Origin of the sequence: Lysobacter claricitrinus (assembly GCF_045866565.1) — a bacterium.
GTDB lineage: Bacteria > Pseudomonadota > Gammaproteobacteria > Xanthomonadales > Xanthomonadaceae > Cognatilysobacter > Cognatilysobacter claricitrinus.
Genome location: NZ_BAAFZV010000001.1, coordinates 983,484 through 1,005,663, shown reverse-complemented (window position 1 = coordinate 1,005,663; position 22,180 = coordinate 983,484). Strand labels below are relative to the sequence as shown.

General features: G+C 68.7%; 21 protein-coding genes. 10 read left to right on the top strand and 11 right to left on the bottom strand.

Annotated features, from left to right (window positions below; translation table 11 throughout):
- The first annotated feature begins 28 nt into the window (after positions 1-28).
- The 3 genes from ACKTTN_RS04430 (at position 29) to ACKTTN_RS04420 (ending at position 2,109) form a co-directional block, all read left to right on the top strand.
- Positions 29-178, top strand: a complete 150-nt coding sequence (locus ACKTTN_RS04430; RefSeq protein ID WP_115647505.1) for a hypothetical protein — start codon at positions 29-31, stop codon at positions 176-178.
- Positions 179-300: 122 nt separating this feature from the next.
- A complete protein-coding gene (ubiK, locus tag ACKTTN_RS04425; protein ID WP_407908658.1) occupies positions 301-582 on the top strand; it encodes a ubiquinone biosynthesis accessory factor UbiK in 282 nt (93 codons plus the stop codon).
- Between the two features lie 9 nt (positions 583-591).
- Positions 592-2,109, top strand: coding sequence for a YifB family Mg chelatase-like AAA ATPase (locus ACKTTN_RS04420; protein WP_407908657.1), 1,518 nt, complete (start codon positions 592-594; stop codon positions 2,107-2,109).
- Here ACKTTN_RS04420 and ACKTTN_RS04415 read toward each other — a convergent pair whose 3' ends face one another.
- The 3 genes from ACKTTN_RS04415 to aceB form a co-directional block, all read right to left on the bottom strand.
- A complete protein-coding gene (locus ACKTTN_RS04415) occupies positions 2,110-2,562 on the bottom strand; it encodes a hypothetical protein (protein WP_407908656.1) in 453 nt (150 codons plus the stop codon). It lies immediately after the preceding gene.
- A gap of 89 nt (positions 2,563-2,651) precedes the next feature.
- Positions 2,652-3,962, bottom strand: a complete 1,311-nt coding sequence (gene aceA / locus ACKTTN_RS04410; protein WP_407908655.1) for an isocitrate lyase — start codon at positions 3,960-3,962, stop codon at positions 2,652-2,654.
- Between the two features lie 98 nt (positions 3,963-4,060).
- On the bottom strand, positions 4,061-5,665 hold the full coding sequence (aceB, locus tag ACKTTN_RS04405) for a malate synthase A (RefSeq protein ID WP_407908654.1): 1,605 nt from the start codon (positions 5,663-5,665) through the stop codon (positions 4,061-4,063).
- A gap of 112 nt (positions 5,666-5,777) precedes the next feature.
- On the opposite strand from aceB, the gene ACKTTN_RS04400 reads away from it, so the two are divergent.
- Positions 5,778-6,698: a LysR family transcriptional regulator gene (locus ACKTTN_RS04400; protein ID WP_407908653.1), complete on the top strand. Its 921-nt coding sequence runs from the start codon at positions 5,778-5,780 to the stop codon at positions 6,696-6,698.
- Positions 6,699-6,705: 7 nt separating this feature from the next.
- Here ACKTTN_RS04400 and ACKTTN_RS04395 read toward each other — a convergent pair whose 3' ends face one another.
- Both ACKTTN_RS04395 and arfB read right to left on the bottom strand, forming a co-directional pair.
- On the bottom strand, positions 6,706-7,329 hold the full coding sequence (locus tag ACKTTN_RS04395) for a lysophospholipid acyltransferase family protein (protein ID WP_407908652.1): 624 nt from the start codon (positions 7,327-7,329) through the stop codon (positions 6,706-6,708).
- A gap of 1 nt (position 7,330) precedes the next feature.
- Entirely contained in the window at positions 7,331-7,741 is a 411-nt protein-coding gene (arfB, locus tag ACKTTN_RS04390) for an alternative ribosome rescue aminoacyl-tRNA hydrolase ArfB (RefSeq protein ID WP_407908651.1), read from the bottom strand.
- A gap of 83 nt (positions 7,742-7,824) precedes the next feature.
- Here arfB and ACKTTN_RS04385 point away from each other — a divergent pair, with 83 nt between their 5' ends.
- Positions 7,825-8,319, top strand: coding sequence for a DUF2059 domain-containing protein (locus ACKTTN_RS04385; RefSeq protein ID WP_407908650.1), 495 nt, complete (start codon positions 7,825-7,827; stop codon positions 8,317-8,319).
- A gap of 13 nt (positions 8,320-8,332) precedes the next feature.
- Here the strand turns inward: ACKTTN_RS04385 and ACKTTN_RS04380 are convergent, their stop codons facing one another.
- A complete protein-coding gene (locus ACKTTN_RS04380) occupies positions 8,333-9,028 on the bottom strand; it encodes a pseudouridine synthase (protein ID WP_407908649.1) in 696 nt (231 codons plus the stop codon).
- A 249-nt stretch (positions 9,029-9,277) separates the two neighbouring features.
- Here ACKTTN_RS04380 and ACKTTN_RS04375 point away from each other — a divergent pair, with 249 nt between their 5' ends.
- The 3 genes from ACKTTN_RS04375 to hemF are packed head-to-tail and all read left to right on the top strand — an operon-like array spanning position 9,278 to position 11,013.
- The gene (locus ACKTTN_RS04375) at positions 9,278-9,808 is read left to right on the top strand and encodes a GNAT family N-acetyltransferase (protein WP_407908648.1); all 531 of its coding nucleotides are present in this window, start codon (positions 9,278-9,280) and stop codon (positions 9,806-9,808) included.
- Entirely contained in the window at positions 9,753-10,064 is a 312-nt protein-coding gene (locus ACKTTN_RS04370; protein ID WP_407908647.1) for a hypothetical protein, read from the top strand. The genes ACKTTN_RS04375 and ACKTTN_RS04370 overlap by 56 nt, the downstream gene beginning before the upstream one ends.
- A 10-nt stretch (positions 10,065-10,074) precedes the next feature.
- Positions 10,075-11,013, top strand: a complete 939-nt coding sequence (gene hemF, locus ACKTTN_RS04365) for an oxygen-dependent coproporphyrinogen oxidase (RefSeq protein ID WP_407908646.1) — start codon at positions 10,075-10,077, stop codon at positions 11,011-11,013.
- Here hemF and ACKTTN_RS04360 read toward each other — a convergent pair.
- On the bottom strand, positions 10,974-11,750 hold the full coding sequence (locus tag ACKTTN_RS04360) for a ceramidase domain-containing protein (RefSeq protein WP_407908645.1): 777 nt from the start codon (positions 11,748-11,750) through the stop codon (positions 10,974-10,976). The genes hemF and ACKTTN_RS04360 overlap by 40 nt on opposite strands.
- 423 nt (positions 11,751-12,173) lie before the next feature.
- A complete protein-coding gene (gene polA / locus ACKTTN_RS04355) occupies positions 12,174-14,930 on the bottom strand; it encodes a DNA polymerase I (protein WP_407908644.1) in 2,757 nt (918 codons plus the stop codon).
- Positions 14,931-15,021: 91 nt separating this feature from the next.
- On the opposite strand from polA, the gene ACKTTN_RS04350 reads away from it, so the two are divergent.
- A complete protein-coding gene (locus ACKTTN_RS04350; protein ID WP_407908643.1) occupies positions 15,022-15,321 on the top strand; it encodes a DUF2782 domain-containing protein in 300 nt (99 codons plus the stop codon).
- A gap of 7 nt (positions 15,322-15,328) precedes the next feature.
- Here the strand turns inward: ACKTTN_RS04350 and uvrD are convergent, their stop codons facing one another.
- Genes uvrD through ACKTTN_RS04335 form a run of 3 tightly spaced genes read right to left on the bottom strand, consistent with a single transcriptional unit; the run spans position 15,329 to position 19,822 of the window.
- Positions 15,329-17,506 (bottom strand): DNA helicase II, encoded by a 2,178-nt coding sequence (gene uvrD, locus ACKTTN_RS04345; RefSeq protein WP_407908642.1) that lies wholly within the window; start codon positions 17,504-17,506, stop codon positions 15,329-15,331.
- Positions 17,507-17,552: 46 nt separating this feature from the next.
- Positions 17,553-19,280: a GAF domain-containing protein gene (locus ACKTTN_RS04340; RefSeq protein WP_407908641.1), complete on the bottom strand. Its 1,728-nt coding sequence runs from the start codon at positions 19,278-19,280 to the stop codon at positions 17,553-17,555.
- Entirely contained in the window at positions 19,268-19,822 is a 555-nt protein-coding gene (locus tag ACKTTN_RS04335) for a biliverdin-producing heme oxygenase (protein ID WP_407908640.1), read from the bottom strand. Before ACKTTN_RS04335 ends, ACKTTN_RS04340 begins: the two co-directional genes overlap by 13 nt.
- Positions 19,823-19,912: 90 nt before the next feature.
- Here ACKTTN_RS04335 and ACKTTN_RS04330 point away from each other — a divergent pair, with 90 nt between their 5' ends.
- Positions 19,913-22,177, top strand: a complete 2,265-nt coding sequence (locus tag ACKTTN_RS04330; protein WP_407908639.1) for a S9 family peptidase — start codon at positions 19,913-19,915, stop codon at positions 22,175-22,177.
- The last annotated feature ends 3 nt before the right edge of the window (positions 22,178-22,180 follow it).

Genomic DNA, 22,180 nt, shown 5'->3' with positions numbered 1-22,180 from the left:
GCTGGTCGTCCCGGCTGGAGGCGTCCGCATGATCCGCAAGCTCAAGTCCGGCGAGTACCGGCTGTACTCGCGCAAGGTCGACCCGAAAACGCACAAGCGTCGCAACCTCGGCACCTTCAGCAGCCGCGCCGCCGCCGAGAAGCACGAACGCGAGGTCCAGTACTTCAAGCGCCACTGACGACGCGCGCCGCCGGCGGTAAAGTGCGCGCGTCGGATTTCCCCGACACGCCGCAGCGAGGCGCTCCGACGGCGCCGACCGGCCGCAGTCGGCACAGTGCGCGCAACGCCGGAGACCCGACCATGATCGACCTCGACCAGCTCGACGAACTCGCCCGCCGCCTCAGCGCCCTCGTGCCGCCCGGACTCCGTGGCGAATCGGCGAGCGAGTTGCGCACGGAGCTGCAACAGAACTTCCGCGCCGTGCTGCAGGCCGGCCTGGGTCGCCTCGACCTCGTCACCCGCGAGGAGTTCGACGTGCAGCGCGCGGTGCTGCTGCGTACGCGCGAAAAGCTCGAGCATCTCGAGCGCGCCGTCGCCGGAATCGAAGCGCAGTCCACCGCGACCGCGTCGCCGCGCCACTGAGTCGCCGCCATGAATCTTGCGATCGTGCACAGCCGTGCGCGAACGGGCATCCGTGCGCCCGAAGTCCGCGTCGAAGTGCATCTGGGCGGTGGCCTGCCGGCGATGAACATCGTCGGCCTGCCCGAAGCTGCGGTGCGCGAGGCGAAGGACCGGGTGCGCGCGGCGATCGCCTGCGCGCAGTTCGAATTCCCGCAGCGACGCATCACCGTGAACCTCGCGCCGGCGGACCTGCCGAAGGATGGCGGCCGTTTCGACCTGCCCATCGCGCTCGGCATTCTCGCCGCCAGCGGACAGATTCCGCTGGACGCATTGCGCGATGTCGAATTCCTCGGCGAACTCGCGCTCACCGGCGAGCTGCGCGCAGTGGACGGTGTGTTGCCGGCGGCGCTCGCAGCCGGAGATGCGCGACGACGCCTCGTCGTGCCCGAAGCGAACGGCGCGGAGGCCGCGCTCGCGACGCGCGTGGAAGCGGGCACCGCACGCACGTTGCTGCAGGTGTGCGCGATGCTGGCGGGACGCGAATCGTTGCCCGCCGCGGTCGCCGCACCGGTCGTGCGCACGCCGGGGCCGGATCTCACCGACGTGCGCGGCCAGGCGCATGCACGCCGCGCGCTGGAGATCGCCGCGGCCGGTGGTCACCATCTGCTGCTGATCGGACCGCCCGGTTGCGGCAAGACGCTGCTCGCCTCGCGACTGCCCGGCTTGCTGCCGGAAGCCACTGAAGCCGAAGCGCTGGAATCGGCGGCGATCGCATCGATCAGCGGGCGCGGGCTCGATCCGTCGCGATGGCTGGAACGTCCGTTCCGCTCACCGCACCACACCGCGAGTGCGGTCGCGCTGATCGGCGGCGGTGCGCAGCCACGGCCCGGCGAAGTCTCGCTCGCGCACAACGGCGTGCTATTCCTAGACGAATTCCCGGAATGGGAACGTCGTGCGCTCGAGGTATTGCGCGAACCGCTGGAGTCCGGCGTCGTCACCGTCTCACGCGCCGCGCGCAGCTCGGAATTTCCGGCGCGCTTTCAACTGGTCGCAGCGATGAATCCGTGCCCCTGCGGCTGGGCCGGCGACCCGAGCGGTCGCTGTCGCTGCAGCGGTGACATGGTGCAACGCTATCGATCCAAGGTTTCCGGCCCGCTGCTTGATCGCATCGACCTGCATGTCGGGCTGACGCGCCTGCCCGCGAGCGAGCTGAGCGCTACCCGCACGCCCGGTGAGTCGAGCGCGGACGTGCGCGAACGCGTCCAACGCGCACGCGCCGTGCAACTCGCCCGTTGCGAAAAGCCGAATGCGCGCATGACGCCTGGCGAGACGCTGGCGTTGTGCCGACTGCAATCACGCGACCAGGCGTTGCTGGAGCACGCGGTCGAACGCCTGCAGCTATCCGCGCGTTCGATGGTGCGCATCCTGCGCACCGCGCGCACGATCGCCGATCTGGCCGGCGAGGCCGACATCGGCACGCCGCACCTCGCCGAAGCGATCGGTTACCGCACGCTCGATCGACAGCGCGAGCCTGCGGTCGCCGCCTGATCAACCGCCGCTGCAGGACGCGCAGATGCGCGGCTTTTCCAGGTAGTTGCGCGCGTTCTCCCGCGCGTGGTCGCGGTCGTCCTGCGTTCCGCAGACCAAGCGCTGCTCCTTCGAACCGGTCACGCGCTGGTAGTGGCAGACGTCCTTCTTCTCGTCCGCCACGCGCGTGCCCTGCACGTTCGAGTTGATGCGCTCCAACGCGTTGTCGAGCGTCACGCGTTCCTGGATGTTCATCGCTTCGAGCGTCGGCTTGCGCTTGATGAGCTCGAACACGGTGTCCTGGTCCTTGCGGACCTGCATCGCGGTTCGCGGCGTCAATGCGACCTTGCCTGCATCGAGGTCGGCGCGCAGCTGCGTCTGCTGCGCAAGGATCTGGTCGAGCTTGGGGGCTTCCTGCGCACCGGCGGTAAACGCCGCAAACGACAGGACGACGAGGGCGAGCAGCTTGTGCATGGCGGCCTCCGACAGTGTGGCCCGATCCTCCGCCCGCCGGACGAACGGCGTCAATGCCGTCCGTCCGCCCATCCGTCACGTCGATTCGGTTACGCGGCGACCCGCACCTCGGGCGACGCATCGCCATGGAACTGCTCTTCTTCGGTCGACCCCTTGAGCGCGACGGTGGAGGACTGCGCGCCCTGGATCGTCTGCGTCACCGCGTCGAAGTAGCCGGTGCCGACTTCGCGCTGGTGCTTGACCGCGGTGAAGCCGCGGTCGGCGGCGGCGAACTCGCGCTCCTGCAGTTCGACGAATGCGCTCATCTGGCGGCGCGCATAGCCGTGGGCGAGGTCGAACATGCCGTAGTTGAGCGCGTGGAAGCCGGCCAGCGTGATGAACTGGAACTTGTAGCCGTAGGTCGCGAGTTCCTTCTGGAACTTCGCGATGGTGGCGTCGTCGAGGTTCTTCTTCCAGTTGAAGCTCGGCGAGCAGTTGTAGGCGAGCAGCTTGCCCGGGTACTTGGCGTGGATCGCTTCGGCGAACTTGCGGGCGAATTCGAGATCGGGCTTGCCGGTTTCGCACCAGACGAGGTCGGCGTACGGCGCATACGCAAGACCACGCGAGATCGCCTGGTCCAGGCCCTTGTTCGTCTTGTAGAAACCTTCGACCGTGCGCTCGCCGGTGCAGAACGGCTTGTCGTTGTCGTCGACATCCGACGTGACGAGATCCGCAGCTTCTGCATCGGTGCGCGCGACGATCAGCGTCGGCACGCCCATGACATCGGCCGCCAGGCGTGCGGCGACGAGCTTCTCGACCGCCTCGCGCGTCGGCACCAGCACCTTGCCGCCCATGTGGCCGCACTTCTTGACGCTGGCGAGCTGGTCCTCGAAATGCACGCCAGCGGCGCCCGCTTCGATCATCGCCTTCATCAGTTCGAACGCGTTGAGCACGCCGCCGAAACCGGCTTCCGCATCCGCCACGATCGGCTGCAGGAAGTCGATGTCACCCACGCCTTCCGCGCACTGGATCTGGTCCGCGCGCAGCAGCGTGTTGTTGATGCGCTTGACGACCTGCGGCACCGAGTTCGCCGGATACAGCGATTGGTCCGGATACATCTCGCCTGCGATGTTCGCGTCCGCCGCGACCTGCCAACCGGAAAGGTAGATCGCCTTCAGGCCCGCCTTGACCTGCTGCATCGCCTGGTTGCCGGTCATCGCGCCGAGCGCGTTGACGAAGTCCTCGGTCTGCAGCGAATTCCACAGCTTCTCGGCGCCGAGCCTGGCGATGGAGTGCTCGACCGGAATGCGACCGCGCAGTCGCACGACGTCTTCGGCGGAATACGGGCGGGTGACGCCCGTCCAGCGCGCGTCGGTGGCCCATTGCTGGCGGAGCTGGTCGGCGGTCGGAAGCGTGGTCATGGCGGATCTCCTGTCGTGTCGTCGTTGTCGTCGGGCAAAGCAGGGCCGTTCCGACTGCGACGCAGGCGGTTCGGGACATCGCGGGTTGTTCGGGAAACTCAGTCGAGGCGTCGGTACGCGGGCAGCGTCAGGAAGTCCTCGAGTTCATCGGCGTGGGTCAGGCGATCGAGCATGCCGATCGCCTCGTTGACGCGGCTGGCACCGGGGATGTCGGTCGCGGCAAGGCGCGGCAGTTTCATCAGTGCACGTTCGAACAGCGTTTCGTCGAGCGGCGTGCCGTCGTCGAGATGCAGGTCGCCCGCGTGCAGCCACTGCCACAGCTGGGTGCGCGCGATCTCGGCCGTCGCCGCGTCTTCCATCAACCAGTGGATCGGCACGCAGCCGTTGCCGTCGAGCCACGCGGCGAGGTAGCGCACGCAGACTTCGACGTTGCCTTCGAAGCCGGCGCGCGTGATCGAGCCGCGCGGCGGCGTGATCAGATCGTCGCGCGTGACCAGTACGTCGTCGCGCAGCACGTGCTTCTGGTGCGCGCCGGGCATGCGTTCGTCGAACACGGCCTGCGCGAGCGGGATCAGCGCGGGATGCGCGACCCAGGTGCCGTCGTGGCCGGCGGTGACTTCGCGCAGCTTGTCGGCGCGGACTTTCGCGAGCGCGGCGTCGTTGGCGTCGGTGTCGTTCGAAATCGGAATCTGCGCGGCCATGCCGCCCATCGCGTGCGCGCCGCGGCGGTGGCAGGTCTGGATCAGCAGTTCGGAATAGGCGCGCAGGAACGGCTGCGTCATCGTCACCTGGCCGCGCTCGGGCAGCACCTTGTCGCGATGGCGGCGGAAGGTCTTGATGTAGGAGAAGACGTAGTCCCAGCGACCGCAGTTGAGGCCGGCGATGCGGTCGCGCAGCGCGTAGAGGATCTCGTCCATCTCGAACGCGGCGGGGAGCGTTTCGATCAGCACGGTGACGCGGATCTGTCCGTGCGGCAGCTTGAGCTCGTGCTCGATGTGGCCGAGCACGTCGCTCCACAGCTGCGCCTCCTCCATGGATTCGAGCTTGGGCAGGTAGAGGAAGGGGCCGCGGTCCTTCGCAGCCAAAGCGTGGGCGTTGTGGAACGCGAACAGCGCGGCGTCGAACAGACCGCCGGAGATCGGCTGGCCGTCGACGCGCAGGTGCTTCTCGTCCAGGTGCCAGCCGCGCGGGCGGACCATCAGCACCGCCTGCTGCTCGAACGGCTTGAGCGCGTAGTGCTTGCCGCCCGGCGCGGTGAACTCGAGCGTGCCGGCCACGGCCGCGCGCAACGCGTTCTGGCCGGCGATGAGGTTGGCCCAGGTCGGCGACGTGCTGTCCTCGAAGTCGGCCATGTAGACCTTCGCGCCTGAGTTGAGCGCGTTGATCACCATCTTCGGGTCGACCGGCCCGGTGATCTCGACCCGACGGTCCTGCAGCGCGGCCGGCAGCGGGGCGACGCGCCAGTCGGCGGCGCGGATCGCGGCGGTGTCGGCGCGGAAATCGGGGACGCCGCCCGCGTCGTACGCGGCCTGGCGGACGCGACGGGCGACGAGGCGACGCTGGCGCTCGGGTTCGAAGCGACGGTGCAGGCCGGCGAGCAACGCCAGGGCGGCCGGCGTGAGCAGGGCGTCCTGGCCCTCGGCGTGGCGCAGCAACTCGACGCCACCCACGCCTTCGCCCGACTCGATCAGCACTGCCGACATCGCCTCACCTCGTGGTCTGTCCCGTGGCGGACGACCATGCGCCGGCGTCTGGTATTTGACAAACAAGTTTTGGCAATGCGATGTATTAGGAAATCGAATACATGGCGCCGTCATGCCCCGATCGCCCGCGGCCCGCTTCACCTACAAGGCCGACCGGCTCAAGCCGCTGCGCGCCTTCTGCCAGACCGCCCGGCTCGGCTCGGTGTCCCGCGCGGCGGAGGCCCTGTTCCTCAGCCAGCCGGCGGTGACCCTGCAGCTCCAGGCGCTCGAGCGCGACCTCGGCGTCGCGCTGCTCGAGCGCAATGGTCGGCGACTGGCGCTCACCCGCGAAGGCGAGGCGCTGTACGACCTGGCGCGCCCGCTGGTGGAAGGCCTCGACAACCTCGACGCCATGTTCCGCGACCGCATCCGCGGGCTGGACGCCGGCGAGCTGCACGTCGCCGCCGGCAGCTCGACCATCGTCTACCTGCTGCCGAAGATCGTCGAAGCCTTCCGCGCGCAGTACCCGGATATCCGCCTGATCCTGCACAACGTCACCGGTGCGCGCGGGCTGAACCTGCTGCGCGACGACGGCGCGGACCTGGCGGTCGGCTCGATGCTCGACGTCCCGGGCGACCTGGCCTACCAGCCCGTCGTGTCGTACGAGCCGATGCTGATCACGCCGCCGGACCACGCGCTCGCGACAAAGGCGGAGATCGCGCTCGCCGACCTGTCGCCCTACGGCCTGATCCTGCCGCCGCAGCGGCAGACGACGTATCGCATGGTCGACATGGTCTTCCAGCGCGCCCATGTGCCGTACACCGTCGCGCTGGAAGTCGGCGGCTGGGAAGTGATCAAGCAGTACGTCGCGATGGGGCTTGGCATCAGCATCGTGACGTCGATCTGCCTGACCGAGGCCGATTCAACGCGACTGGCATCGCGCTCGCTGTCGGCGTTCTTCCCGTCGCGCAGCTACGGCGTGGTGACGCGGCGCGGGCGGTCGCTCAGCGCGCAGGCACGGGCCTTCATCGAACTGGTCAAGCAGGCGGGCTGAGGCGCAGTCAGACGCCGTGGTTCTTGCCCTGCCACGGGGCGTACCAGGCGCGGATACGCGCCATGTCGGTGGCGAAATCATCGCCGAGCGTCCACAGCGGGCCGACGCCGATCACCTTGTCCGGATAGTGGAAATACACGGGCAGTACCGGCACGTCGGCGGCGCGCGCGATCTTCCAGAAGCCCGTCTTCCACTTCTCGACGCGCTTGCGCGTGCCTTCCGGCGCGAGTCCGTACCAGACCTTCTCGCCGGCGCGGATCACCGCCGCAGCCTGTTCGACCACGCCGTGCGCGGCGCTGCGGTCGACCGGAATCACGCCCAGGCGTCGCAGCAACGCACCGACGCCGGGCACCTTGAACAGCGTGTCCTTGCCGAGGATGCGGATGTCGAGGCCCAGCGCGAGCTTCGCGGCAAAGCCCCACACGCCGTCCCAGTTCGACGAATGCGGCGCGCCGATCAGCACCAGCTTGCGCACGTCGGGAAACTCGCCGACGACGCGCCAGCCGCCGAGACGCAGCACGGTGCGACCGACCCATCGTCCGAACGCGCCACCCTTCACGCGCGGCGCGTTCGGCGGCAGCACCGGCACGCGGCCCGGCGCGCCGACATGTGCGGGATAGTCGTTCGTCATCTCAATCCCAGTCACGCGCGGTGCGGCCCTTCTTGATCGTACTGCGGCCGCGCTTGGCGTCGAGGCGACGTTCCTTCGACGCCCGCGTCGGCCGTGTCGCCACGCGCTTCTTCGGCACGTGCAGCCCCGCGTCGACGAACGCCTGCAGGCGTTCGCGTGCGTCCTGGCGATTGCGATCCTGCGTGCGGAAGCGTTGCGCACTGATCACCAGCACGCCTTCGAGGGTGACGCGACGGTCGCGTTTCGCCAGCAACCGCGCGCGCAGCTCGTCCGGCAACGACGGCGAATTCGCGATGTCGAAGCGCAGCTCGACCGCCGTCGCCACCTTGTTGACGTTCTGCCCGCCCGGCCCGGCCGACCGCACGAAGCGTTCGACCAGCTCGTTCTCGGGGATGTCGATGCTCGGCGTCATGCGGCCATTCTAGGCAGCGGAGCGCGTTGACGGCGTGCGCCCGGGCACGGAGCATGCGCGCACCTTTCACCCTGACTGCCCGCATGAAGCGCATCGCTCTCGCCCTGACTCTCGCTGTCCTCACCCCGATCGCGCACGCGGCGCCACCGACGCCACAGCAGGTCGATGCCCTGCTGACCGCGATGGACATGCCGCACATGATCGACGGGCTCATGACCCAGATGGAGGCTTCGATGCAGCAGGTCGCGCTGTCGTCGCTGCCGGCGGACGTCAGCGATGCCGACCGCGCGCGCTTGCGCGATTTCATGGCGCGCGAACAGGTCGTTGTGCGGCAGGACATGACCTGGGCGAAGCTGGAGCCGATCTACCGCTCCATCTACACCGAGGTGTTCAGTGCGGACGAAGTCACCGCGATGACGCGGTTCTATGCGAGCCCCGAAGGCCACAGCATCCTGCAGAAGATGCCGCAGGCGACGGGCCGCTCGATGGAGGCGTTGCAGCCGACCATGCAGGCCACCATGCAACGCGTCATGGCGGACGTGCAGAAGGAATTCGGCAAGCCCGCGCCGAAGCAGTAAGCGGCCCGACCCGTCAGCGCTCGCCGAACAACGCGAGCGCCTTCGCGAACTCGCCGCTGACCGGCGCTTCCACGCGCAACACCTCGCCCGTGGCCGGATGCGGAAACGCCAGCGCGTGTGCGTGCAGCAACATGCGGTGGATGCCCATCATGCGGAACGCGCGGTTGTGGCGGCCGTCGCCGTGGCTGGTGTCGCCGATCATGTGATGCGACACGTGCTTGAGGTGACGCCGGATCTGCCGGAACCGTCCGGTGAGCGGCCGCGCTTCCAGCCACGCGTAGCGCGAGGTGGGATGGTTGGCCGACGGCACGTCGAGCTCCGCGGTCGCGAGCGTGCGGAACGCGGTGACCGCCGGCTTCTTCTCCGGCTTGCCGGGCCCACCGTCGAGCGGGTAATCGATGACGAACTCCGCCTCTGGCCAGCCGCGGCAGACCAGCCAGTAGACCTTCTCGAATTCCTGCGACATCAGCGTGCGGCCCAGCGCGCCGGCGGTATCGCGATCGAAGGCGAGCAGCAGGCAACCGGACGTCGCGCGGTCGAGCCGATGCACGAGGAAGACCTGCCGACCGAACTGCTCGCGCAGGCGATCGGCGGCGAAGTCGGTTTCGCCGCGCGCGAGCGCGCTGTCATGGACCATCAGGCCCGCGGGCTTGTCGACGACCGCGAGCCGATCGTCGCGGTACAGCACGGGCAGGGCGAGTTCGGTCATGGCGGATCCGCGGCGGGTGCGCATTGTCGCAGGCGGCGCGCCCAGGACCGCACGATTCGGCGGCCGATGCGTCGCCAGCGTCACCGACGCGGCCGCCGAACGTCATCGCGCGCCGAAAGATGGCGTCGCGATCTGTCGACATGACGAATGCGGCCTTGAATGCCACTTGCGGATGCACGACTGTGGCACTGCTGCGTTGCGCGACGGTCGCGACGATGTCCGATGACCGCGTGTCCATGGGGGACGTTGATGACGACGGGACTATCGATTCGACCGGCGCGTGCAGGCGACGAACAGGCGCTCGCGCTCGTCGGCCAGGCGACGTTCCTTGAAACGTTCGCAGGCGTGCTCGATGGCGCTGCGATCGTCGAACACTGCGCACGCGCGCATTCGCCGACGCAGTATCGCGACTGGCTCGACAGCAACGACACGTCGATCTGGCTGGCGGAAGTCGTGCCCGGCGATGCGCCCGTGGGCTACGCCGTCGTCGCCAGGGCCGACCTGCCCGGCGCCGATCCCGCGCGCGACCTCGAACTCAAGCGCATCTACCTGCTCGGGCGCTATCACGGCGGCGGGATCGGGCGCTCGCTGCTGCAGCACGCCGTACACCACGCGCGCGCGTTCGGCGCGGCACGCCTGCTGCTGGGCGTCTATGCCGGCAACGACGCGGCGATCGCGTTCTACCGGCGCGCCGGTTTCGTGCACGTCGCCGATCGCCGCTTCAATGTCGGCGGCCGCGATTACGACGACCGCGTCATGGCCCTCGCACTCGATCCATGACGCGCGCCTGACCCGCTCCGGTTCCTGCATTTCAGGCAACCGGATCGAAGGCGCGGCGATCGCTGGCGGCGAACGCGACCGGACTTCATTGCTTTGTCGCCGGCATGCGGACATCGCGATGTATGGGATCAAGAACTACCGCGACCGCGACGCGCTGGCGCGGCATCGCCAGCCGTTGTCGGATGCGATTCATTCACCGGTCCTCGCCGCGCCCGGTATGCCGCAGGACAACGAAGGCGGACACGCGCGCCGATAGAATCGTCGACATGACCACGCCCCTGCCCGCCCTCGATACCGTCCGCGCCTACCTCACGGGCCTTCAGGACCGCATCTGCGCCGCGATCGAACAGGCCGACGGCGCCGCGCGCTTCGTCGAGGATGCGTGGACGAAGGATCCCGGCGCGTCGCCGATCCAGGGCGGTGGCCGCACGCGCATCCTGCGCGACGGCGCGGTCTTCGAGCAGGCGGGCATCGGGTTTTCCGACGTGTCCGGCACCGCGTTGCCGCCGTCGGCCACCGCGAACCGGCCGGAACTCGCGGGCGCGTCGTGGCGTGCGGTCGGCGTGTCGCTGGTCTTCCATCCGCGCAATCCGCACGTGCCGACCACGCACGCGAACGTCCGCCATTTCCGCGCCGAGCGCGATGGCGAGACGGTCGCGTGGTGGTTCGGCGGTGGCTTCGACCTCACGCCGTTCTATCCCGTCGACGGGGACGTGTTGCACTGGCATCGCGTCGCACGTGATCTGTGCCAACCCTTCGGCGGCGACGCCCGCTACGACGCGCACAAGCGCTGGTGCGACGAGTACTTCTTCCTCAAGCATCGCGACGAAACCCGCGGCATCGGCGGCCTGTTCTTCGACGACCTGCACGGCGATTTCGATGCCGACTTCGGCTACATGCGCGCGGTCGGCGACGGTTTCCTCGATGCCTACTTGCCGATCGTGCAGCAGCGTCGCGACATGCCGTACGGCGAACGCGAGCGCGATTTCCAGCTGTACCGGCGCGGTCGCTACGTCGAGTTCAACCTGGTGTTCGACCGCGGCACGCACTTCGGCCTGCAGTCCGGCGGGCGCACCGAATCGATCCTGATGAGCCTGCCGCCGCTGGTGCGTTGGGAGTACGGCTACGCACCCGAGGCGGGTTCTCCGGAAGCGCGCCTGTCCGACTACCTGCGCCCGCGCGACTGGCTGTCCGAACTCGCCTGACGCGTCGGCACCGCACGAACGATGCATGCAGCCGCGAGCGCGGCGACGACGTGCTTGAGCGCATGCCCGCTGACGACACCGAGCGCCGCGTACACCGGCGCGTCGAACTGCTCGAGCGCTTTCGCCAGCGCGTAGCCCACCAGCGCCGCGACGAGCCAGCGCGTGTCCAGCCACCGCGATGGTCGAAGCACGAGGATGAGCGGCACGAGCAGCATCGGCAGGAACTGCACGAGCACGTACGGCCGCAGGTCGCCCGCGCCGAAGCGTTCGGTGACGTTCCAGTACGCGACGGATGCGACGCCGAGTACGAGCAGCGCGGCGAGTCCGCGATGGCGGATGTCGTCGACCACGCGCTCGTCGAGCAACAACGCGAAGAACGCCATGAAGGCGATCGTCATTGGCAGGCGGTCGCCGACCAGCGTGGTGTTCGACGGCGCCCAGTGATACGCGCCGGAGCCGAATGCGACGGCGGCGATGCCGATGCACAACGCGACATAGCCGGCCCGCGTGCGCGCCACCGCGAGCTGCGGCGCGCGCAGGAGCCCATGCACGCCGACGATCAGGAACGGCAGGTTCGACAGCACGTTCCAGGCGTTGGGAACGCCAGCGATCGTGCGGGTGTCGGCGAAGTGGTGGTAGCCGGGGTCCTGCGGGATCGGGCCATGCATCGCGAGGACCACGACAGCCGCGAACGTGATGAGCAGCAGGACTGCGCGCGTGAGGAGGAGTCGGGACATGCGGCCGAAACTGCGAACGGTCCGGCATCGTACCGGCCGCTTGGGCATCGCGCGCCGCCGGATCGCGGGCAATAAAAAGCCCCGCAGGCAGGGGGGGCCGGCGGGGCTGGGGAACGGGGTCTGGGGAGGGACCTTACGTTCCGGGATCGCTCCAGGGGAGGGGAGGATCAGCGTCGGACGTTGCATCCGCCGCCCGTGTATAAAATCACCGGGAACATGCACGGAAAGTGAAGACTTCCGTTAGCGGCCCGTAAAAGTTCAGGACGGATTCATCGCTTCGGCGCCGTTCGTCGGTAAAGCGTGACAGTCGCCGAAGAACGCGCGTTACGCCGTCCGCAACCGACCGCTGCAGCGTCGCTTTGACGTTGCCCGCGATGCGCCAGATTGGTGCATCACGGATGTGTCGCAGCGTGAACAGTGGCCCTAGTGGGCCTGGTCCCAGTTGAGCCCGATGCCGGCATCGACATCCAACGGCACCTTGAGCTCGGCGGCCGACGACATCCGCCGCTTCACCTCCTCGACCAGCGTCGGCACGAAACCGTCGTCGACCTCGAACACCAGTTCATCGTGCACCTGCAGCACCATCAGCGCCTGCTCGGCGTGGCCTTCCAACCAGCCGTGGATGTCGATCATCGCGCGCTTGATGATGTCGGCGGCGGTGCCCTGCATGGGCGCATTGATCGCGGCGCGCTCGGCGCCCGCACGCAGGCCCTGGTTGCGCGCGTGGATGTTCTCCAGGTACAGCCGGCGGCCGAACACGGTTTCCACATAGCCCTGCTCGCGTGCCTGCTGGCGGGTGCGGTCCATGTACTCGCGCACGCCGGGATAGCGCGCGAAGTACAGCGCGATGTAGTCCTGCGCTTCGCCGCGCGAGATGCCCAGGCGCGTGGCCAGGCCGAACGCACTCATGCCGTACATCAGGCCGAAGTTGATCGCCTTTGCGGCGCGGCGCTCGCCGGGCTCCACCGTGTCCACCGTCTTGCCGAACACTTCCGCGGCGGTCGCCGTGTGCACGTCGACGCCGGACGTGAACGCGCGCAGCAGCGCCGGGTCTTCGGAGAGGTGCGCCATGATCCGCAGCTCGATCTGCGAGTAGTCGCAGGCGACGATGCGTCGGCCTTCCGGCGCGATGAACGCGGTGCGGATGCGGCGCCCGTCCTCGGTGCGGATCGGGATGTTCTGCAGGTTGGGATCGCTCGATGCGAGGCGCCCCGTGGCCGCGCCGGCCTGGTGGTAACTCGTGTGCAGGCGACGCGTGCGCGGATTGATCATCTCCGGCAGCTTGTCGGTGTATGTGCCGCGCAGTTTGGCGAGACCACGGTAGTCGAGGATCAGGCGCGGCAGCTCGTGCTGGTCGGCGATCGCTTCGAGCGCTTCCTCGTTCACCGAGGGCGCACCGGTGGGCGTGCGCGCGGTCGCAGGAAGGCCAAGTTCGTCGAACAGCAACGCACCGATCTGCTTGGGCGAATCCATGTTGAACGTGCGGCCGGCGACTTCCGTCGCGCGCTGCTGCAGCTCCAGCATGCGACGCCCCATGTCCGCTGACTGCCGGCGCAATTCGTCAGGATCGATCATCACGCCGTTGGCCTCGATGCGTTCAAGCACGGGGATCAGCGGGATTTCGATGTCGCGATACACGCGATCGAGCGTCGCCTCCGCGCTGAGCTTCGGCGACAGCACGCGATGCAGGCGCAGGGTCACGTCGGCGTCTTCCGCGGCGTAACGCGTGGCGTCGTCAAGCGCGACCTGCGAGAACGGGATCTGCTTGGCGCCCTTGCCCGCGACGTCGGCGTATTTCACCGTGTCGTAGCCGAGGTATTTCTTCGCCAGCGAATCCATGTCGTGGCGCGTCGCAGTGGCATTGAGTACGAAACTCTCGAGCATGGTGTCGTCGTGATAGCCGCGCACGTCGACGCCGTGGCAGCGCAGCACATGGATGTCGTACTTGCCGTGCTGGCCGAGCTTCTTCTTCGACGCATCCGACAGGATCGGCCCGAGCGCGGCCAGCACCGTCGCCTGCGACAGCTGCGGCGGCGCGCCGGGATAGTCGTGGCCGACGGGGATGTAGCAGGCCTTGCCGGGCTCGACCGACAGGCTCAGGCCGACCAGGTTGGCGCACAGCGCGTCGAGCGAATCGGTTTCGGTGTCGAACGCGAACTCGTCGGCGTCGCGCAGGCGCTGCACCCACGCATCGAGTTGCTGCTGCGTCATCACCGCTTCGTATTCGCCCTTCGCCGCGAGTGCGGGATCGAGCGCTTCAACCGGCGCGACCTGCGCAGCGACACCGCGGCTTCCCGCTGCCGCAGGCGCGACCGCAGCGCCGCCTTCCAGCTCGCGCAACGCCTGCCGCATGCCGTAGCGCTCGAACAGTTCGCGCAGCTTCTCGTGGTCACGTTCGCGCAGGGCGAGTTCCTGCGGGCCGAGCGGCACCTCGCAGTCGGTCTTGATGGTGGTGAGCGTGCGATTGAGCGGCAGGCGGTCGAGCACGCGCGCGAGGTTCTCGCCGATCTTGCCCTTGATCGCCGATGCATTCGCCACGACGCCGTCGAGCGTGCCGTATTCGGCCAACCACTTCGCCGCGGTTTTCGGCCCGCACTTTTCGACGCCCGGGATGTTGTCGACGCTGTCGCCCATCAGCGCGAGGAAATCGACGATCTGGTCCGGACGCACGCCGAACTTCTCGATCACGCGCTGCGTCGAATCCAGCCGGCTGCCGCTCATGGTGTTGACGAGCGCGACGCCGCGTCCGTCGACCGGATCGCGCACCAGCTGCGCGAAATCCTTGTCCGACGTCGACACGGTAACGTCGAGGCCTTCGTCGAAGCCGCGCAGCGCGAGCGTGCCGATCACGTCGTCCGCTTCGACGCCGGGCTCGCGCAGGATGGTGATGCCGAGCGCGGTGACAATGTCGCACAGCGGCTGCACCTGCGCGCGCAGGTCGTCGGGCATCGGCGGGCGGTTGGCCTTGTACTGCGGGTCGAGCGCCTCGCGGAAGGTCGGCCCCGAGGCATCGACCACGTAGGCGACGAAATCCGGCTTCTCGGCCAGCACCGCCCTCAGCATGTTGACCACGCCGAACAGCGCGCCGGTGGGTTCACCGTGCTCGTTGGTGAGCGGCGGCAGCGCGTGGAATGCGCGGTAGAGGTAACTGGAACCGTCGATCAGGACGAGCTTTTTCATGCGGCGATTGTAGGCCGCGCCCGTCGCGCCTCCTGAGCCGCGCGTTCACGGGCAGGCGGCCGTATGCTGGACGCCCGTCCGGAGGTCCGCCATGCGCCGTCTCGTCCCGCTCGTTCTCGGCGTTTCCCTGCTCGCCGGCTGCGCATCGATGTCGGCGCCCGCCGACGACCCGACGCTCGCGCTGCACGACGCCGATGTCACCACGCGCACGATGGACAACGGCGACACCGTGTCGGAATACCGCGTCGCCGGCCTGCTGCGCGTGGTGAAGATCGTGCCCAAGGGCGGCGTGACCTATTACCTGACCGACGACGACAACGACGGCCGGCTCGACCACCGCCGCGGCGACGGCCCGCTCAACCCGGTGCAGTACACGATCTTCAAGTGGTGACGCGGCGCTAGATCTTCTGCAGGTTGGCGAACGCCGCCACCAGCCACTTGCTGCCGACGTCGTCGAAATTGATCTGCACGCGCGCGTTCGCTCCGCTGCCCTCGACGTCGATGACGGTGCCGGTGCCGAATGTCGGGTGCCGCACCGTTGCACCGAGCGGGATCGCCGGTGTCTCCACGAGGCTGTTGTCGGTGCGGCGACTGCCGGCGCCGTACACCGGCCGCGAGACCTGCACCTTGGGCCGCACTTCGCTGACCAGCGACGACGGGATCTCGCGCAGGAAGCGTGACGGCATGCCGTACATGTCCATACCGTGGATGCGGCGCGCCTCGGCGTAGCTGAGCACGAGCTTTTCGCGCGCGCGCGTGATGCCGACATACGCAAGGCGCCGCTCTTCTTCCATGCGCCCGGCTTCTTCGGCCGAGCGATTGTTCGGGAACAGGCCTTCCTCGAGCCCGACCAGGAATACCAGCGGAAACTCCAGGCCTTTCGCGCTGTGCAACGTCATCAGCTGCACGCCGTCCTGGTCGGCACGCGCCTGCCCTTCGCCGGCTTCCAGCGACGCATACGACAGGAACGCGACCAGTTCCGGCAGGTCGGGTTCTTCGTCGTCGTCTTCGCGATAGTTGAAGCGCGACGCCACCGACACGAGTTCGTCGAGGTTGTCGACGCGCGAGTCGAGCTGGCCCTTCTGCTCGCGCGCGTAGAACTCGCGCAGCCCGGAGCGTAGCAGCACGTGGTCGATCTTCTCGGGCAGCGTGCGCTCGGCGCACTCGACCTGCAGGTCGTCGATGAGCTTGAGGAAGGTGGCGAGCGCGTTGCGCGCGCGGGCGGCCAGCGCGGTGCCGGACGCGAGCTTCACCGCCGCGACCGCCAGCGGGAAGCCTTCGGCGCGCGCGAGGCGACGCACCTCATCCAGCGTGCGTTCGCCGATGCCCCGCGTAGGGGTGTTGACCGCGCGTTCGAAGGCGGCGTCGTCGGCGCGATTGGCGATCAGGCGCAGGTAGGCCAGCGCGTCCTTGATTTCGGCGCGCTCGAAGAAGCGCAGGCCGCCGTAGACGCGGTACGGCACCTGTTCGCCGATCAGTACTTCTTCGAACGCGCGTGACTGGGCATTGCTGCGATAGAGCACGGCGACGTCGCGATAACTACCGCCCGACTGCACCCACTGCTTGGCGCGTTCCACGACGAAGCGCGCTTCGTCGATCTCGTTGTAGGCCGCGTAAAGATCGATGGGATCGCCGCCCGCAACGTCGGTCCACAGCTTCTTGCCGAGGCGATCGGGGTTGTGCGCGATGACCGCGTTGGCGGCGTCGAGGATGGTCGAGGTCGAGCGGTAGTTCTGTTCGAGCCGGATCGTCTTGGCGCCGTCGAAGTCGCGCAGGAACTTCTGCACGTTCTCGACCTTCGCGCCGCGCCAGCCGTAGATCGCCTGGTCGTCGTCGCCGACCACGAACACCTGCCCGGTGTCGCCGGCCAGCACGCGCACGAACGCGTACTGGATATCGTTGGTGTCCTGGAATTCGTCGACGAGGATCTGGCCGAAGCGGCTGCGGTAGTGCGACAGCAGTTGCGGCGCGTCGCGCAGCAGCTCGTGCGCGCGCAGCAGCAACTCCGCGAAGTCGACCAGGCCGGCGCGGTCGCAGCGCTCCTGGTAGCCCGCGTAGATGCGACGCATGGTGTCAGTCCATTCGTCCTCGCCGCCCTGGATGTTCTGCGCGCGGCGGCCCTCGTCCTTGCGCGCGTTGATCCACCACGCGGCCTGGCGCGGCGGGTAGCGCGTCTCGTCGAGCTCCATGCCCTGCATGACGCGCTTGACTAGGCGCAGCTGGTCGTCCGAATCCAGGACCTGGAAGCCTTCAGGCAGGTTCGCCTGCTGGAAGTGCAGGCGCAGCAGCCGATGCGCGAGACCGTGGAACGTGCCCAGCCACATGCCGCGCACGCCGCCCGCGAGCTGCATGTCGACGCGATGGCGCATTTCCGCCGCGGCCTTGTTGGTGAAGGTGACGGCAAGGATGCCGTGCACCGGCACGCGCTCGATCTCGTTGAGCCAGGCGATGCGGTGGGTGAGCACGCGCGTCTTGCCGGAGCCGGCGCCGGCGAGGACGAGGTAGTGGCCGAGTGGCGCGCAGACGGCCTCGCGCTGCGCCGGATTCAGCGCGTCGAGAAGGTGGGAGACATCCATGCCGACAGTTTACGGGCCGCGCGTCGCACGGCCTGCGCACGCGGGGTCAGTGGGTCACCGACACCGCTTCGGTCGCCGGCATCGGCATCGGCATGACCTCCGCGAGCCGCTGCAGCTCGCGTTCGAGCTCGGCGATGCGCGCGTCGAGTCGGGCGCTTTCGCCGGCTTCGAGGTGGGTCAGGCCTTCGAGCATCTGCGCAAGCTGGTCGAGGCGCTGCCGGCGCTCGTCCATCGCCACCTGCTGGCGCTGCAGGTCGAGCATCGGCACGTCGGTGCGGGTCTGGATGCGGCGACGCTGCTCGGTCAGCACCTGGTGCAGGCGCGCGGCGCCACGGCGGTCGGCGTCGCTCCACGGCGCACTGCGGCCGCGCACGCTCTCGCGCCACACGGCGAACGACCGCCGCGGCGCGATGCGCAGGCCGTCGTCGGTGGGCACCAGCGCCTTGGTCGGCTCGCCGGCCCAGCGCACGGTCTCGACCTGTTCGTCGCGGAACAGCAGCAACCAGTCGTCCGCGCCCAGGCGCAGGCCGAGCACGCCAGCGGTGGTGTCGCCCTCGATCGGCGCGGCCCAATCGGCGGCGACGTCGCTCGCCGCCAGGCTTACCGCCCCCTGCTGTTGCAGCCAGTCGACCAGCGCGGCGACGCGGCGCGGGTCGGGGGCATGCCCGCTCGCGTGCCAGCGCGACCGCGACCACAGCGCGGCGCCGTCCGCACCGAGGCTGGTGCGCAGCAGCGGAAGTTCCTCGACCAGCGCGGCGTCGAAATCGCGCGCCTTGGCCAGGCGCTGCACCAGTGCGTCGCGCACCTGCTGGGCGTGTTCGAAATGCGCGAGCGTCTTCTGCTGGTCGGCCGACGCCACGCGCATCGACACGAACAGGCCGAACAGGTCGGCCGCAGCACGGATCGCCGGCGGCACCAGCCGCGGCAGGCTGTGGTGGCAAGCGATCAAGCCCCACAGGCGGCCACCGGCGATGATCGAGATCGACATGGAGGCCGACACGCCCATGTTGCGCAGGTATTCGAGATGCACCGGCGACACGCTGCGCAGCGCGTGCTGCGACAGGTCGAGCGGACGCCCGTTCACGCTGCCCGGCACGATCGGCACCGGTTCGTAGTCGACATCGGGAATCACGCGCAGGCGGTTGCGCAGGTACAGCGCGCGTGCCTGCGGCGGAATGTCGGATGCGGGGTAACGCAGCCCGAGGTAGGGCTCCATGCCCTCGCTGCGCGCTTCGGCGATGACTTCGCCGGTGCCGTCGTGCAGGAAGCGGTAGACCATCACCCGGTCGTAGCCGGTGAGTTCACGCACCTGTGCGGCGACGTAGTCGTGGAAGTTCTGCGGCGGCTCGTGCGCCACCGCCGAGATCATCGACTGCGCGAGCGACGTCGGCTGCGGCGACATGCCGCGCTCGTGGCGCGGTTCGATCTCGATGTGCACGAGGTCGTCGGCGACGTGCACGACGAGATCGCACGCGGTGCCGAGCGGGCCGAGGTTGGCCTGGCCCGCGCGCTGCGCGGTCACGGCCGGGCCGACGAGCGACAACGTGTCGAGGATCGCCTGCAGCACGTCTTCGCTGGCGTGGTCGCGCAGGCTGGTGCCGATCAGCGCATCGGCGCGCACGCCGAGCAGCGCATCGATGTTCGCGGACGCATGGCGCACCGTCCACTCGGGCATCGCGCAACTGACCAGGTAGCCGTGCGCCTGGATCGCGCCGGAGAAGTGGATCGGCTCCTTGGCACACCCGTCCGGGTCGATCGCGATCAGGCGGGCCATGCAGCGACTCCATAACGTGCGTCGTCGAGGCAGCGCTCGACGCAGGCGAACGCCTCGTTCGCGGCCGCGCAGGCGGCGCGTTCGTCGTCGGGCGTCAGTCGCAGCGCTTCGAGCGTGGACAGCAGCGTGCGCCACGCGTCGCCGCGGGAATGCAACGCGAGATACGACGCACCGTGCGTCGCATCCAGGCCCAGCGCCTCGACGCGGCGCAGCAATACGCGCGCGCCCAGCGACGAGCCCGCGATCACGTAACGCCAGCCGATGCGTGCGTCGTCGCGGGTCGTCGCGGCATCGGGTTCGCCGGTCACGGGGGTCGCGCCGAGCACGGCGAGGTCGTCGACCAGCGCCGCCTCGCAGGCGACCAGATCGTCGGCATCGCCGAGCACGCGGCGCGCGCTGGCGACGAAACGGTGCATGGCGCGCAGGAAGGTGGCGTAGCCGGCGATGTCGTCGAAGGCATCGCCGACGCGGGCGTCGACGCGTGCATGCGCGGCAGCGGTGGCGTCGCGTAGGCGCCAGCGCAGGGAGTCGGATAGGGGCATGGGTCAACGTTATCAGCGCGGCGTGAACGTTTCCTGCCGAAGCGGCCGTGGCTCGTCCTACACTCGCCCGACTCTCCAAACGCGCCCGCCATGAACCGACTCCGGCTTCGTGCTGTCCTTCCCGCCCTCCTCGTGACCGTCGCCTTGAGCCTGCCCACCGCTTCCGCCGAGACCCCGGCCCCGCCGTCCAAACTCACGCTGGAAGCGCTCGCCGGCGATGCGCCTCTGTCCGGCCCGAGCCTGGTCAAGCCGAAGATCTCGCCCGACGGCACGCGCGTGACGTTCCTGCGCGGCAAGGACGGCAACCGCAACCGTCTCGACCTCTGGGCGTACGAGATCGCCAGCGGCACGACGAAGCGGCTGGTCGACGCCGACGACGTGCTGCCCGGCACCGAAGTGCTGAGTGACGAAGAGAAGGCGCGGCGCGAACGCCAGCGCATCGCCGCGCTCTCCGGCATCGTCGACTACCAGTGGTCGCCCGACGGCCATTCGCTGCTGTTCCCGCTCGGCGGCGATCTGTACCTGTACGACCTGTCGAAGTCCGGCAAGGACGCGGTGCGCAAGCTGACCAACAAGGAAGGTTTCGCGACCGACCCCAAGATCTCGCCCGCCGGGGGGTACGTGAGCTTCATCCGCGCGCGCAACCTGTGGGTGATCGACCTGGCCAGCGGCACGCAGCGCCAGCTCACCTTCGACGGCGGCGGCGCGATCGCCAACGGCGAAGCCGAATTCGTCGCCGATGAGGAAATGAACCGCCACACCGGCTACTGGTGGGCGCCGGACGACTCGTCCATCGCGTTCGCGCGCATCGACGAAACCAACGTGCCGGTGCAGAAGCGCTACGAGGTGTATCCGGACCGCACGGAAGTCGTCGAGCAGCGCTATCCGGCGGCGGGCGACACCAACGTGGCGATCAAGCTCGGCGTGATCGATCCGTCGGGCGCGAGCAAGGACGTGCGCTGGGTCGACCTCGGCAAGAACCCGGACATCTACCTCGCCCGCGTGAACTGGCGCGATCCGCAGCACCTCACCTTCCAGCGCCAGTCGCGCGACCAGAAGACGCTGGAGCTGGTCGAGGCCGATCTCGCGTCGAACAGGCAGCGCACGCTCGCCACCGAGCATTCGAAGACCTGGGTGCCGCTGCACGACGCGCTGCGTTTCCTGCAGGACGGCAGCTTCCTGTGGAGCAGCGAACGCACCGGCTTCGAACACCTGTACGTGGTCGACGCCGCCGGCAAGGCGCGTGCGCTGACCTCGGGCGAGTGGCCGGTCGACGACGTGCTCGCGGTCGACCAGACCAACGGCTGGGTGTACTTCAGCGCCGGCCGCGAATCGCCGACGCAACTGCAGGTCTATCGCGTGCCGCTCAAGGGCGGCGCGATCCAGAAGCTGTCGAAGGAAGCCGGCTGGCACAGCGCGACGTTCGCCGCGAACGCGAGCGTCTACGTCGACAACTGGTCGAACCCGACCACGCCGCCGCAGCTGGTGCTGCATCGTGCGGACGGCAGCGACGTCGCCACGCTGGTCGACAACGACCTCGCCGACGCCAAGCATCCCTACGCGCCGTACCGCGTCGCCCACCGGCCGATGGAGTTCGGCACGCTCAAGGCCGCCGACGGCCGCACGCCGCTGCACTACTTCGTCATTAAGCCCGACGGGTTCGATGCGTCGAAGAAGTATCCGGTGGTGGTCAACGTCTACGGCGGCCCGGCCTCGCAGACGGTCAGGGAAACGTGGCAGCCGGATCTCAACCAGTACCTCGCGCAGCACGGCTACGTGGTGTTCTCGGTCGACAACCGGGGCACCCCGCGTCGCGGCGCGGCGTTCGGCGGCGCGTTGTACGGGAAGCAGGGCACGGTGGAAGTCGACGACCAGCGCAGCGCGCTGCGCTGGCTCGCGTCGCAGCCGTGGGTCGACGCCAAGCGCGTCGGCGTATACGGCTGGAGCAATGGCGGCTACATGACGCTGATGCTGATGGCGCGCGGCGAAGGCGACTACGCCTGCGGCGTCGCCGGTGCGCCCGTCACCGACTGGGGCCTGTACGACACGCACTACACCGAGCAGTACATGGACCTGCCGAAGAACAACCCGGCCGGCTACAAGGCCGCGCGCGTGCTCGAGCACGTCGACGGCCTGGTCGGCCCGAACGCGCCCAAGCTGCTGCTGATCCACGGCATGGCCGACGACAACGTGCTGTTCACCAACTCGACGTCGCTGATGAGCGCATTGCAGCAGCGCGGCCAGCCGTTCGAACTGATGACCTATCCGGGCGCAAAGCACGGCCTCAAGGGCAAGGACCTGCTGCATCGGCTGAAGATCACCGAAGAGTTCCTGGGGCGTTGCCTGAAGCCGTGATGC